The organism is Lysinibacillus sp. NPDC096382, from assembly GCF_044762845.1.
Classification (GTDB): Bacteria; Bacillota; Bacilli; order Bacillales_A; family Planococcaceae; genus Lysinibacillus.
Genome location: NZ_JBIWFC010000005.1, coordinates 82,312 through 96,415, shown reverse-complemented (window position 1 = coordinate 96,415; position 14,104 = coordinate 82,312). Strand labels below are relative to the sequence as shown.

The 14,104-nt window shown below is 38.5% G+C and carries 16 protein-coding genes; all 16 read left to right on the top strand.

Going from position 1 to position 14,104, the window contains the following annotated elements; genetic code table 11:
- Positions 1-168: 168 nt before the first annotated feature.
- The 16 genes from ACIQZA_RS09730 (at position 169) to ACIQZA_RS09655 (ending at position 13,966) form a co-directional block, all read left to right on the top strand.
- The gene (locus ACIQZA_RS09730) at positions 169-1,638 is read left to right on the top strand and encodes a 4-hydroxyphenylacetate 3-hydroxylase family protein (protein WP_402881357.1); all 1,470 of its coding nucleotides are present in this window, start codon (positions 169-171) and stop codon (positions 1,636-1,638) included.
- Complete coding sequence (locus tag ACIQZA_RS09725) at positions 1,601-3,016, top strand: 4-hydroxyphenylacetate 3-hydroxylase N-terminal domain-containing protein (RefSeq protein WP_402881359.1); 1,416 nt, start codon at positions 1,601-1,603, stop codon at positions 3,014-3,016. The genes ACIQZA_RS09730 and ACIQZA_RS09725 overlap by 38 nt, the downstream gene beginning before the upstream one ends.
- Positions 3,017-3,032: 16 nt before the next feature.
- A complete protein-coding gene (locus tag ACIQZA_RS09720; protein ID WP_402881361.1) occupies positions 3,033-4,076 on the top strand; it encodes an LLM class flavin-dependent oxidoreductase in 1,044 nt (347 codons plus the stop codon).
- A gap of 16 nt (positions 4,077-4,092) precedes the next feature.
- Positions 4,093-5,145, top strand: a complete 1,053-nt coding sequence (locus tag ACIQZA_RS09715) for an LLM class flavin-dependent oxidoreductase (RefSeq protein ID WP_402881362.1) — start codon at positions 4,093-4,095, stop codon at positions 5,143-5,145.
- 845 nt (positions 5,146-5,990) lie between these two features.
- The gene (locus tag ACIQZA_RS09710) at positions 5,991-7,052 is read left to right on the top strand and encodes a YeeE/YedE thiosulfate transporter family protein (protein ID WP_402881365.1); all 1,062 of its coding nucleotides are present in this window, start codon (positions 5,991-5,993) and stop codon (positions 7,050-7,052) included.
- A gap of 19 nt (positions 7,053-7,071) precedes the next feature.
- Entirely contained in the window at positions 7,072-7,296 is a 225-nt protein-coding gene (locus ACIQZA_RS09705) for a sulfurtransferase TusA family protein (protein WP_132361421.1), read from the top strand.
- 250 nt (positions 7,297-7,546) lie between these two features.
- Positions 7,547-7,807: a metal-sensitive transcriptional regulator gene (locus ACIQZA_RS09700; RefSeq protein WP_402881367.1), complete on the top strand. Its 261-nt coding sequence runs from the start codon at positions 7,547-7,549 to the stop codon at positions 7,805-7,807.
- Between the two features lie 42 nt (positions 7,808-7,849).
- Complete coding sequence (locus ACIQZA_RS09695) at positions 7,850-8,191, top strand: rhodanese-like domain-containing protein (protein WP_402881368.1); 342 nt, start codon at positions 7,850-7,852, stop codon at positions 8,189-8,191.
- 12 nt (positions 8,192-8,203) lie between these two features.
- Complete coding sequence (locus ACIQZA_RS09690) at positions 8,204-8,500, top strand: rhodanese-like domain-containing protein (RefSeq protein ID WP_400939972.1); 297 nt, start codon at positions 8,204-8,206, stop codon at positions 8,498-8,500.
- 78 nt (positions 8,501-8,578) lie between these two features.
- Entirely contained in the window at positions 8,579-9,133 is a 555-nt protein-coding gene (locus ACIQZA_RS09685) for a sulfurtransferase TusA family protein (RefSeq protein WP_402881370.1), read from the top strand.
- Positions 9,134-9,145: 12 nt separating this feature from the next.
- A complete protein-coding gene (locus tag ACIQZA_RS09680; RefSeq protein ID WP_142508586.1) occupies positions 9,146-9,541 on the top strand; it encodes a DsrE/DsrF/DrsH-like family protein in 396 nt (131 codons plus the stop codon).
- Between the two features lie 82 nt (positions 9,542-9,623).
- Positions 9,624-10,751: an MBL fold metallo-hydrolase gene (locus ACIQZA_RS09675; protein WP_402881373.1), complete on the top strand. Its 1,128-nt coding sequence runs from the start codon at positions 9,624-9,626 to the stop codon at positions 10,749-10,751.
- A 158-nt stretch (positions 10,752-10,909) separates the two neighbouring features.
- Positions 10,910-11,137, top strand: a complete 228-nt coding sequence (locus tag ACIQZA_RS09670; RefSeq protein ID WP_400940125.1) for a sulfurtransferase TusA family protein — start codon at positions 10,910-10,912, stop codon at positions 11,135-11,137.
- Between the two features lie 104 nt (positions 11,138-11,241).
- Positions 11,242-12,018, top strand: coding sequence for a sulfite exporter TauE/SafE family protein (locus ACIQZA_RS09665; RefSeq protein ID WP_400939962.1), 777 nt, complete (start codon positions 11,242-11,244; stop codon positions 12,016-12,018).
- A 13-nt stretch (positions 12,019-12,031) separates the two neighbouring features.
- Positions 12,032-12,736 carry a DsbA family oxidoreductase gene (locus tag ACIQZA_RS09660; protein ID WP_402881375.1) on the top strand — a complete coding sequence of 235 codons (705 nt, stop codon included), beginning with the start codon at positions 12,032-12,034 and terminating at the stop codon, positions 12,734-12,736.
- A 279-nt stretch (positions 12,737-13,015) separates the two neighbouring features.
- Positions 13,016-13,966 (top strand): c-type cytochrome, encoded by a 951-nt coding sequence (locus ACIQZA_RS09655; RefSeq protein ID WP_402881378.1) that lies wholly within the window; start codon positions 13,016-13,018, stop codon positions 13,964-13,966.
- Positions 13,967-14,104 lie beyond the last annotated feature (138 nt).

Below are 14,104 nucleotides of genomic sequence, written 5' to 3'. Positions count from 1 at the left end.
AATCGGAGCTTTGGTTTTAGAACTAAAAGCTCCGATTTTGCTTTTTAGCCATAAAAAATACTCATAGTGACCATAAAAATGGAGCTTTCATTGATGTCTTAAGCGAAGATTTGCGCAGGAGATTTGGTGGGAGTTTTTTTGTTCATGAAAAGGAGTTGGAGATAATAAATGTCTTTTAGTGGAAGTTTGAAAGATGGAAGAAGTGTGTGGCTGGACGGAGTAAAAGTGGACGTAACCACTCATCCAGCCTTTACGGGAACATTAGAGACTATCACAAATTTATTAGCACTTCTAGATGATGAGAACAATCAAAGCATTGCAGGTTTTAAAAGTCCAAAAAGTAATCGATTTGTTCATAGTGCATTTTATATTCCGCGTAGCTATGAGGATTTAATAAAGCGTAAAAAAGCATTTGCTCTTTGGTCGAATAAAACCTATGGAGTGATGAGTCGTTTATCAGATTATGCTAATTCTCTAATTACCGGATACTATTTGGATCGTCAACAGTTTGCGCAATATGATGTTGGATTCGTTGAAAAAATAACGAAATATTATGAGCTAGCTAGAGATGAACGGCGAATTGTTACTACTGCAATTTTGGATCCTCAAATTGATCGTTCGAAACCAGCAGAAGAGCAAGATGAAGATGCATTATTGCGTATTATACGGGAGACCAAGGAAGGGGTAGTTGTACGAGGGGCTAAAATGATTGCGACTGGTGCTCCTTATGCACATGATGTCATTGTCACCTCTCCGCAAAAATTATCATCAAATCAAATCGCGCAAGCAAATATGTTTATTGTGCCATTAAATTTACCTGGGCTACAAATAGTTTGTCGAGAATCATTTGCTTCAAATAAAGAGCATCATAAATTAAGTTCAAGATTCGATGAAATGGACGCTGTTTTATTATTTGACGATGTTTTAATCCCGTGGGATAGGGTGCTTATTAAGGGTTCACCTGAGGGTGTGTTGAAAGCACATCGGCATCAGCAACTCGATGCACTAGCGCAGCATCAAACTGTGGTTCGTTTACTATCAAAATTAGAATTTGCTGCTGGAGTTACAACGGCAATAGCTCAATCAATTGGTGCAGATTACTTTTTACATGTTCAGGAAAAAATAGGGGAGCTTTATACACAAATTGATAGTATTGAAGCTTTATTAATTTCATCAGAAAAAGAAGGGCATCTAAATGAGCAGAATGTTTATTTACCTAATATTTCGCCACTACAAACAGCAAGAAATTTAGGTACACATTTCTATGGCCGTGCTCTAGATATTTTAAAGGAGATTGGTGCAGGAGGCTTTATTCAATTATCGTCATCTCCGATTCTAGAAAATCATGAATTATTCCCATTGTTTTCTAAGTACTATAAAGGGGCAAAGGTAGATGCACGAACAAAAGAAAAGCTATTTAGAATTGGGTGGGAACTTATTGGCAGTCAACTCGGCTCACGTCATGATTTATACGAACGGTTTTATACAGGTGATCCAATTCGTGTTCATGCCTTGCAGTATGAAACTTATGATAAATCCTATTTGAAAAATAAGTTAAACCATTTTTTGGATAATTTAATTGAAAGGGAGGTAAATGAAGATGAATACGCAGATTCCATATTTGCGGAGGTTGAATAATGGGCGAACAGTTTGGTTAGATGGAGGGATTGTTAATAATTTAGAAAACCATCAATCCTTTAAAGGGACTGTTCGTACAATCCAGCATTTATTATATTTACAAACCGTGGAGCCGACAAAATCGATTTTAACGTATGAAACGGCAGAAGGTACAAATGCCCATTTATCTTTTTTAGTGCCAACATCAATCGATGATTTGAAAAGGAAAAGTTTAGCTTATAAATGCTGGGCAGATGAAACATTTGGCGTAATGAGCCGCTTATCCGAATATTCTCGTTCGCAGTTAGTAGGTTGGTATGCAAGTAGACAACAATTAGATGTTTTGTCACCAGGCATTGCAACAAAGCTTGAAAAACTATACACAGCGGCACGTGATTTAGATTTATTATCAACGGTAGCAGCACATGACCCGCAAAAAAACCGTTCTAAATCTGCTGAAGAGATAGAGCATGGGAAATTACGTGTAGTTACTAAAAATGAAGAAGGTATTTTTGTGAGCGGTGCCAAAACAATTGCTACAGCAGCACCATATGTAGATGAACTGCTCATAACCTCTTATCATAAGCGAGGGTTAGAGGAAGCACCAATGGCAAATGTATTTTATGTTCCAACCTCAGCTCAAGGGTTACATATGGTATGTCGAGAATCGTTTGCTTCCACTGATTCACACAACCACCCTTTAAGCTCTCGTTTTGATGAAATGGATGCTGTCTTAATTTTTGATAATGTTCTAATCCCTTGGGAAAGGGTGTTGGTAGCAGAAGATCCTGAATTAGCTTGGAAGCTACGAACTGAAACGGCATCATCTTTGTTAAGTCAGCATCAAACGGTTGTACGCCTAATTAGTAAATTAGAATCGGTAGTAGCAATTGGCAACGAACTAGCGGAAACAGCTGGAGCGACGGAGTTTTTACATGTAAAAGAGAAGTTAAGTGAGTTAATCATACAGTTAGAAACTATAAAGGGTTTATTAACTGCGGCTGAATATGAAGCTATCGAACATAATGGAATTTATCTACCTAAACAACGATTTTTAACGACTGCCCGAAATTTAGGTACACGTTATTATCCACGTGCTTTGGAAATATTACAGCAAATTGGAGCAAGCGGATTATTGCAAGTGCCGTCTACTATTGAAGAAATCAATGGGCCAATAGGTGACAAGTTACAGGCGTATTATGGAGGTACACATACAAGTGCATTTGCAAGAACCAAATTTATTAAACTAGCTTGGGATTTAATAGGTAGTCAGCTTGGAGCGCGTCACGAATTATATGAACGTTTTTATTCAGGTGATCCTGTTCGTACCTTTGCAGCGCAATATCAAAACTATAGTGAAAAGGATCGATTGTTAAAGCTAGTTGAAGAATTTAATTAGGTAAGGAGAGAGAACGATGAAACCACATTTTTATTGGTTTGCTCCTACAAGTGGAGACGGAAGGTATTTAGGGTTAAAGCAGCCTGAAAGAGAGCCAACTTTTGAGTACTTAGTAGATGTAGCTCAAACGGCAGAAAAAGCAGGATTTGAAGGGATTTTGATTCCTACTGGTATTCCTTATTTAGATTCATGGCTCGTAGGGTCTGCTATCATTCATCAGACAAAGCATATAAAGCCGTTAATTGCATTTAGACCCGGCTTTGTTTCACCGACAGTTGCATCTAAAATGGCGGCAACTTTAGATCAATTTTCGAAGGGAAGAGTGTTGGTCAATGTTGTAACGGGCGGTTCAGAAAAAGAGCTAGCACAAGACGGTGACTATTTATCACATCAACAACGCTATGAACGTACAGATGAATTTTTAACTGTAGTGAAAGAAACCTGGCAAGAAGAATCATTTCATTATGATGGCGAGTTTTTTAAGGTAACTGAAGGAAAGTTGATTCCTACTCTTTATCAAGAAAGAGGTATTCCTATTTATTTTGGAGGTTCTTCCGATGTGGCTAAGGAAATAGCTGCAAAAGCTGCAGATGTTTATTTGCAATGGGGAGAGCCTATAGCAAGCATTCAGGAGCAAATTCAAAATGTTGAAAGTCGAGCTAAAAAGTATAATCGTCGATTAGAGTACGGTATTCGAATTCATATAGTTGTACGTGATACAGAACAAGAGGCTTGGGATGCTGCTTATAACATTATTAGTAAAATTGAAAACCCTGTACAATCGAATCTGAATCAATATTATGAAACGGTAGATTCAGTAGCTCAAAAAAGAATGAACGTCCTTACTGCTGAAAACGAGCGATTTGATCGATACAGTTGGGCTGGTATAGGTAAAATTCGAAAAGGTGCAGGAACGGCTATTGTTGGTACGCCAGAGCAAGTAAAAGCAGGATTGCAAGCGTATATTGATATCGGTGTAACGCACTTTATTTTATCAGGCTTCCCACATAAAGAGGAAGCGGAAATTTTCGGAGAAAAGGTATTGCCATTATTTGAATAAATGGAGTGATCATTGAATGGAATTTGTTATTTGGGGCTCAAATTTAGCAGGTGGATTTTTACGTTCTAGAATAGAGCAAAATACAGAAGGAAGCTTTGAGTACAATAAAACATTGATAAAATTAGCTGAAAAGTTAAATATAAATGCTGTTTTATTTCCGATTCGATATATGGGGAATATTGGTGGTAATGGTAGTGCTGAAGAAGGACAGCTGGATGCCCTAACGCTTGCAGCAGCATTATTTGCTGAAACGAAAAATATTCACTTTATAGCAGCTGTTTTGCCTGGGTTCATCCATCCAGCAACTTTAGCCAAAATAGGTTCAACAATAGACGTCATTTCAAATGGTAGATTTCATATTAATTTAGTGAGTGGCTGGTTTAAAAAAGAACAAGAAACCTTTGGTATTGAGTGGATCAACCATGAAGATCGCTATCGACGTTCAACTGAGTATTTAGAGGTATTGAAAGGTCTTTGGTCACAAGACAACTTTAGCTATGAGGGCGATTTCTATACAATAAAAAATGCTACGCTTACACCAAAACCAATTCAAAAGCCATATCCTTCGATTTATCAAGGTGGTAATTCAGAGGACGCTCAAGTTATGGCAGGCGTGCACAGTGATGTTTATTTTATGAACGGAGCTCCGATTGAAGAGTTGCAAAAACAAATTGAAAATGTAAATGAAATTGCGAAAAGAAAGGGGCGGACGATAAAATTTGCTGTTAACGCATTTGTGATTGCCCGTAAAACTTCTGAAGAAGCGTTCCGAGAATTTCAATCAATTATTGATCATGCCGATGAAGAAGCAATCTTGCAGTTCCGGAATCGCAAAGAAACGTTAGGGATGTGGAAAAATGCTACTCAGTTAAGTGATTTTGTAGCTAATAATGAAGGTTTTCGTACAGGGTTAATCGGTAGTTATGATGAGGTAGTTACTAAATTACAAAAATTAAGTAGCATTGGTATAGAAAAAGTGCTAGTTACTTTTAAAGAACCGTTAAAAGAATTACCTGAATTTCATAAACATATTAGTACAAAACTAAATCACAGTATTTTTAATCCTTAAAACATTGTAATTCTATAGGTTAAATACAAAAAGGGGTGTAATAAAGCAAACTTTTATTTGTGCAGAGCATACAATTCCTTGGTAATCATACTGCAAAAAAACTGAAAACAGTCATTATAAAAAACCTTTACAAAAAAATATGGTTCATCACCAAAAGTTGTGGATGACTTTTGTTAAAACTTCTACTATGTAAATAGTTGATTGGAGTGGAAACTGGGCGACTCCTCGGGGATCCAGCAATAGAGGAACGAAGGCTAAAAGCATCACATCCTGTGATAACGCCTTCGTGACCAACATCGTGTTGGCCCGAGACCCTGCAGCGCAGCGGATGTTTTCTGTGCGAAAGCGTAGTGTTAACGTAGCGGCAGCACCAAATGTTTTCTGTAGCGAAAGCGAAGCGTCAGCTACAAATGTTTTGACTGTGCGAAAGCGAAGCGACAGCAACACCAAAAGCGGCTCATCGGACGCCCCCAGGAAGCTTTGCTCTGTGCGAAAGCGAAGCGTCAGCAACAAAGCGCCCAGTCGGAACGGAAATCAACCACACGATTTGGTGATAATCCAAAAATATTAGCTGAAAGAAGTTAAAGATTTACATGAGATTGGTGTGAAAGACGAAAAAATTCATTATGAATTCTTTGGTTCAGCCATGCAATTAACAAAATAAACAAATGATGAACCCTTGTTATAAGAAGCAGCTATCTGCACTTGTAGCAAGGGTTTTTGTGTGAATATGCATAAAAAGTTATTAGATTTTTCACAGTTATGAAAAAAAGTGATTGAATTCATAGTAAAATAAGTGGTAATATACCTTATAAGAATACTTGGTATTGGAAGGGGAATGGTAGATGGGTCAAATGATTATTACAGGACTTATTTGTGGAGCTTTACTTGGATTTGTTATGCAACGTGGTCGTTTTTGCTTAACTGGCGGCTTCCGCGATATGTATTTGACAAAAGATAATCGTATGTTTTACGCATTACTTATTGCGATAGCAATTCAAAGTGTAGGTGTATATACCTTAATTAGTTTGAAGGTATTTGAATTTAGTGCTGGTTCTTTACCGATCGTAGCTGTTATAGTTGGTTCATTTATTTTTGGAATTGGCATTATTTTTGCTGGTGGTTGTGCAACGGGGACTTGGTATCGGGCAGGAGAAGGTTTAATTGGCAGTTGGATTGCATTAGCTGGTTATATGCTTGTAGCAGCAATGGTGAAATCAGGCGTATTGTTGCCATTGGATAAGACTATTAAAGAAACGAGCATTGAAAGTAATTCTATTGCCGAGACAATTGGCGTAAACAACTGGTTGATTATAACTATTTTTGTAATAGTTGTAGCATATATCGTATACCGTGAGCTCAAGAAGCCTCGATTGAAAATCCCGGGGTTAAAGCCGAAAAAAACGGGATTAGCACATATTTTATTTGAAAAACGTTGGCATCCATTTATAACTGCAACAATTATTGGCGTGATTGCAACTTTAGCATGGCCATTAAGTGTTGCTACTGGTCGCATAGGAGGGTTAGGCGTTACAACACCTTCTGCTAATATTTTGCAATTTTTGGTGACTGGACAAATAAATTTCATCAACTGGGGCGTTTTCCTAGTACTAGGGATTTTCTTAGGATCATTATTCGCAGCAAAAATGAGTGGTGAATTTAGATTCCGTATTCCAGATACAAAAACGGCGATTAACAGCTTTTGTGGTGGACTTTTGATGGGATTCGGCGCTGGTTTAGCAGGAGGTTGCTCAATTGGTAATGGATTGGTGATGACAGCGATGATGACTTGGCAAGGCTGGATTTCATTAGGGTTTATGATTTTAGGTACATGGACAGCATCTTACTTTGTATTCGTTCGACCAAGTAAAAAAGCTAAGCGAACTGCGCAAGTAATAACAGCGTAAAAAAGGAGTGTATATTCATATGAAAAAAACATTAGAAGTAATGGGGATGGTTTGTCCATTTCCTTTAGTAGAAGCAAAAGAAGCTATAAAAGACTTACATTCAGGCGATGAATTAGAAGTGCAATTTGATTGTACACAAGGTACCGAATCCATTCCTCGTTGGGCTGCTGAAGAAGGGCACGAGGTAACGGAGTATGAACAAGTTGGCGAAGCTGCTTGGACAATAACTATTAAAAAGAAGTAAGTCTTCATAGCAATGCGAGAAATTCGATGATAGAATCGTCGGATTTCTCGCTTTTTTTTTGTAACTGAAAGATAAGAAAATAAGGGAACAACCTGAAAGGGATGGATAAAACGTTGGTACAAGAGGGAACTGACATTGTAACGATGATTAAGAAAAATTCGAGCTTGCATGTTGACATCATACCTAATGGGGTATATTATGAATCACGTAAGCAAGTTCAATCGATCGTTTTGAAAGGAGACGTGATAGTATGGCTTACGGTATAAAAACAGCTAATCGAGTGAAGCGAATAGAAGGTCAATTGCGTGGTGTTTTACGCATGATGGAAGAAGAAAAAAACTGTAAAGATGTAATTACGCAGCTATCTGCCGTGCGTTCTGCGGTTGATCGGACTATTGGAGTAATTGTTAGTGAAAATTTATTGGAATGTGTAACGACTGCTGAAGGGGATGCGGGAAAAGTGAATACAGCCATCCAAGAAGCGATGGATTTAGTCGTGAAAAGCAGATGAATTTATATACCCTAAATAGTATGTGGAAGGAGGCAATGTTACTTGGGAACATGGATTTTACTTGCTGTTGTTATAGCGTTTTTCATTTGGCGAATGAAGCCAACGAAAGGGGTGCAGTCAATTTCGGCAGCGCAATTGAAAAGTATTTTGAATGATAAAGATAAAGTTTTTATCGATGTACGTACACCGGCTGAATATAAGGGGCGAAATATCCCACAATTTAAAAATATTCCACTTGGTTCGAGTTTTGATAAATTACCGAAAGATAAAGAGCTAGTGGTCATTTGTCAAAGTGGGATGCGTAGTAGTCAGGCGTGTAAGCAATTAAAAAAACAAGGATTTGAACGTGTCACAAATGTCCGTGGAGGCATGAGCGCATATTAGGAGGAGAATGGCATGAAGGAAATTTCAACAAAGGAAGTACAACAAGCTTTAGAACAAGGTCAGGCACTAAAGTTAATTGATGTACGTGAAGTGGATGAAGTGGAGTCAGGACACATTCCGGGAATTAATCATATCCCACTTGGCTTACTCGAATTTCGTATGCATGAGTTAAATAAAAATGAATCATATGTTATAGTTTGTCGATCGGGTGGCCGTAGTGGTCGTGCTACTCAATTTTTAGAAAGTCAAGGCTTCGATGTATCCAATATGGTTGGTGGTATGCTTGCTTGGGATGGTGAAGTACAGTAAGGAGATGCGGGGAACCTGTAGCGCTTGCTATATTTTTTTAACAAAAATAATACCCGCATAGGTATGAAGGAGGAAGTTATGAGTATTAAGGTAGATTTTCAGCTAGATGCCAAGGGGCTTTCTTGTCCTATGCCGATTGTTAAAACGAAAAAGGCGATGGCTGATTTAGTAGATGGTCAAATTTTAGAAGTATCAGCAACAGATAAGGGTTCGAAAGCAGATATTGCTGCATGGGCTGAATCTGTGGGTCATCAATATATTGGGACTGTGGAAGAAGAAAATGTGCTTAAACATTATATTCGCAAATGCTCAGACGACACAATGGATGAGAAAATATTTGAACGTACAATGACGTTAGAAGTGGCGATGGAAAGGGAAGGTCTTATTCTCGATGTTCGCGAAGAGGCAGAGTTTGCTTTTGGACACATCGAGGGAGCGAAGTCTATTCCGATGGGTGAACTAGAAGTACGTCTTTCAGAACTTGATAAAGAGCAAGAGGTTTATGTCGTATGTCGAACAGGGAAGCGTAGTGATTTAGCTGCTCAAAAGCTTGTGGCTCAAGGCTTTACAAAGGTATTTAACGTTCTGCCGGGTATGACATCCTGGACGGGACATTTAACAAAACATATTTAGGAGGAATTTATTATGTCAAATAAAGTAGCGATAATTGCAAGTAACGGTGGTCTTTTCGATGCGTATAAAGTATTCAATATTGCAACGGCAGCGGCGGCTACAGAGAAAGAAGTAGCGATCTTCTTTACATTCGAAGGATTAAATTTAATTCATAAACAAGGGATGCATGCATTACCTATGCCTGCTGGAGCGGAGCATTTTGCAGAAGGGTTTGCTAAAGCTAATGTACCAGCAATTCCACAATTGGTGGAAATGGCACAAGAATTAGGTGTGAAATTGATTGCGTGTCAAATGACTATGGATGTAATGGGTTTAACGATAGCTGATTTTATTGAAGGTATTGAGGTTGGGGGAGCTGTGACATTTTTAGAGTTTGCTAAAGATGCAGCACCGTCATTAACATTCTAATTTATTTGTAACTATACAAGCGGAGAGGACAGTCCTTTCCGCTAAAAAATTCGATAAAATAATACCTTAGGGGGTAACGATAGTGTCAGTTCTAAAATGGAGCGCAGCACAAGTAGCGAAAAAAGTAATTAACGATGAAGAACTATTTATTTTAGATGTTCGAAATGCGGATGCGTTCGAAGATTGGAAAATTGATGGCCATAAATTTGAATACCTCAATATTCCGTATTTTGAGCTACTAGATGGCGTCGAGGATATTTTACCGAAGATTCCAACGGATAAAGATGTATTAGTCGTTTGTGCGAAAGAAGGATCATCGCTGATGGTAGCTGAGATGTTATCAGAAGCAGGACGTAAGATCGCTTATTTAGAAGGTGGAATGAAAACGTGGAGTGAATATTTAGAACCGATTAAAGTTGGAGATTTAACAGATGGGGGTGAGCTTTATCAGTTTGTACGTTTAGGGAAGGGTTGCCTTTCTTATATGGTCATCTCTGAGGGTGAAGCAGCGATTATCGATGCTGTGCGTTTTACTGACGCATTCACAAGCTTTGCGGAAGAGAAAAACGTAAAAATTAAATATGTGTTCGATACACATTTGCATGCGGATCATATTTCTGGTGGGCGACATATAGCAGCTACTACTGGTGCGACGTATTATTTACCGCCAAAAGATGCAGAGGAGGTTGTGTTTGACTATACACCTTTACTTGATGGAACAACTGTACAAGTTGGCGCCTCTCAAGTTGATGTAGGAGCGATTTATTCGCCTGGTCATACAATTGGTTCAACGTCCTTTGTTGTGGACAACAAGTATTTATTAACTGGAGATATTTTGTTTATTGATTCAATTGGACGCCCTGATTTAGCGGGTCTAGCAGAAGATTGGGTTGGTGATTTACGTGAAACACTTTACAAACGATACAGAGAATTATCGGATGATTTAATTGTTTTACCGGCTCACTTTATGATTATTGATGAACTAAATGAAGATGGAACTGTGGCAAAACATCTTGGACAATTATTTGCCGAAAATCATGGCTTAAATATTAAAGATGAAGCTGAATTCCGAAGTGTTGTTACAGAGCATTTGCCTCCACAGCCAAATGCATATCAAGAAATTCGTCAAGTAAATATGGGTAAGGTTACTCCGACGCAGGATGAGCAGACAGAGATGGAAATTGGTCCAAATCGCTGCGCAGTTCGATAGTCCGTTTATAAAAAATGGTTAAATGCAATGAGTACGCATGCATGGTTATAGCATGTAAATACCGCGAAGCGAAGGCGCTCATCCTTCGTAAATTCGTGAAAAAACAAATAGAACCGGCAAAATCGCTTACAACGTTTGCTGTTCCAAAGGAGAAAAATATGAAATCAAACTTACAACTAGATGCAAAGGGTTTATCTTGTCCAATGCCTATAGTGAAAACAAAAAAAGCGATAGATACATTGGCTCCGGGTGAAATTTTAGAGGTTCAAGTAACGGATAAGGGAGCTTTAGCGGATATCCCTGCTTGGGCAAAAGCTGGCGGTCATATGATTTTAGACAAAGCTGAAGACGCTGGTGTCATTACATTCTATATTCAAAAAGCTTAAAACTGGTGAGGGTTGTCTCTTCTATTAGAAGTTTAGAACAACCCTCCTTTCAATTGATATGACAATGCCATTAAGGCGCAAGTAACCAGAAAGAAGGAAAAAAGATGGATTTAGCATGGATTATTACAATATTTTTGATTGGCTTTGTAGGTTCATATGTATCGGGAATGCTAGGCATTGGCGGATCGATTATAAAATATCCAATGTTATTATATATCCCGCCTTTACTTGGTTTTGCAGCATTTTCAGCACATGAGGTATCGGGGATTAGTGCGGTACAAGTGTTTTTTGCCTCTATTGCTGGGGTATGGGCATATCGTAAAGGTGGTTATTTAAATAAATCACTGATTATTTATATGGGTGGTGCCATATTAACAGGAAGCTTCGTTGGTAGTTATGGCTCCCAATTTTTATCTGAAGAAGGGGTTAACGTCGTTTATGGTGTATTGGCGTTGATTGCTGCAGTGATGATGTTTATTCCTAAGAAACAAATTGACGATAAGCCGTTGGATGAGGTAACGTTCAATAAACCGATAGCGGCCATATTAGCATTCGTTGTTGGTATTGGATCGGGAATTGTTGGGGCAGCTGGTGGCTTTTTGTTAGTACCTATCATGCTAGTAGTATTAGGCATACCAACACGTATGACAATCGCTACAAGCCTTGCTATTACTTTTATATCCTCAATAGGCGGTACAATTGGAAAATTGATGACGGGACAAGTTGATTATTATCCTGCATTCATTATGATTGTAGCAAGCCTAATAGCAGCTCCATTAGGTGCAAAAGCAGGGAAAAAATTAAATACAAAAGTTTTGCAAGCTATTTTAGCGGTGCTCATTTTAGCAACTGCCATTAAAATTTGGATGGATATATTGTAGGGGGCTGTAGTAAATGAAAATTGAGATTTTCTCGGATTTTACATGTCCGTTCTGCTATATTGGCAAAAAAGAATTGGAACGTGCTATTGGCTTAGCGGGTTATTCAGGGCAGGTAGAAATTGAATATAAAGCATATCAAATTGGGCCAGATACGCCTAAGGAGGATGCACCAACTGTATATGAGGATAAGGCTGAAAAATTTGACTCCTCGATAGAAGAAGTGAAGGAAATTACTAAGGGTATAGCAAAGCGGGCCGAAGAGGTTGGATTGCATTACAATTTTGAAAATATGAAAACGGCGCATACGGAAAAAGCTCATCGATTAGCAAAATGGACACGACAGTTTGGTAAAGAGTCGGTCTATACGGAAGAGCTTATGAGTGGTTATTTTACGGAAGGAAAAGACTTAAACGATGAGAGGTTCTTGTTAAAAGTCATTGAAAATTTAGACTTAGATGTTGGAGTTGCAAAGGGTGTACTAACATCAAACGACTTCAGTGAATCTTTAGACAAAGATCGATATGATGCCCAACAACTAGGTGTACAAAGTGTTCCGTTCTTTGTTTTCGAAAATCGTTACGGTATTAAAGGTGCGGAGCCAACTGATGTTTTTGTACGGACGTTACATCAAGCTGCAGAGATAGCGGGTATTCAGCCGGTATTAAAGATGATAGGTGATGGTGAAGCTATTTGTGCTGATGGTGAATGCAAATTATAAGAGAACACTAAAATGCCGGGCGTAATCTGTACTCGGCATTTTTATCTTCATTCAGCAATTTTTACTGTGCGAAAGCGGTAATTACGCCAAGGTGAAATTGATTAGGAAAAAGTGCATACTGCGAGAGGTATTAAGTCTCGTTTGATGTGTTATAGAACAAAAGAATTCATAATTTTATCCTCTAAATGGTTCTATTTACGTAAGGTGTGAGGAAAATCACATCGAAAAACATGCTACTTTGCTAAAATATAGGTGATTATACAAAGGGGGGTATTGTAGATGAAACCTATAGTAGCAGGAGTAGCGGGGACAGTACTGTTAGCAGGTACACTTTTTGTGGGGGCAGTCATTAGCGACAAAATTTTAGGGGATGCTAAAGGAGAAAGTAAAGAAACTGCTGTACAAACAAAAATACCAACGACAGCGGCTGCTCAGTCAGTTGTCTATGCGCCACCAAGTATTGAAGAAGTACCAGATGGACCTATGAGGGAAGCAATATTATACGGCTATGAGCTTGTAAATAATACACATGTTGCTGCAGAAGAATATGTTGGGAATCAGTTGTCTTGCACAAGCTGTCATGCGGGTGCGGGTTATGATGAGCAAGTTTCGTCATTGGTAGGTGTTATGGCGAATTATCCTCAATATATTGCACGCTCAGGTGATATTGTAACGATTGAGGAGCGTATTAACGGTTGTATGGTTCGCAGTATGAACGGAAAGAAATTTGATATGAATAGTAAAGAGTTAGAAGCGATGGTCTCATACTTCGCCTATATTTCAGAAGGTGTACCTATTGGGGCAGAGCGTGAATGGGTAGGTACAAGTACTTTGAAGAACATTCCTATACCGAATGTTACGAATGGTGAAGAAGTATATGCCCAGTCTTGTATTACTTGTCACGCAGCTGATGGCTCAGGTACTGGTGCTAATACAGGTCCGGCATTATGGGGTAAAAACTCATTCAATGATGGAGCGGGTATGGCGAGAATGTCGAAAATGGCTGGCTACATCAAACATAATATGCCGATTGGTGCAGCAGGTACTTTGACAGATCAAAATGCCGCTGATTTAGCAGCCTTTATCTTATCGCAGGATCGACCTGAATGGGCAAATCACGATAAAGATTGGCCAAAAGGCGAACGTCCTAATGATGTTATGAATAAAGAAAAACGGGAACAAGTTAAAAATGGCACAATAAATTGGGAGCAAATACTTTCTGCTAACTAAAATGAAGAGAGAACATCCCTTGCGAGTAGAAATAATATTCGTTTCATCTACCTTTAGATAATTTATGTCTAAAGGTATTTTTTTATCTAAAGATGGAAATCTACATCTTGAGGCTGTATATGTGCACTTTCTATATTT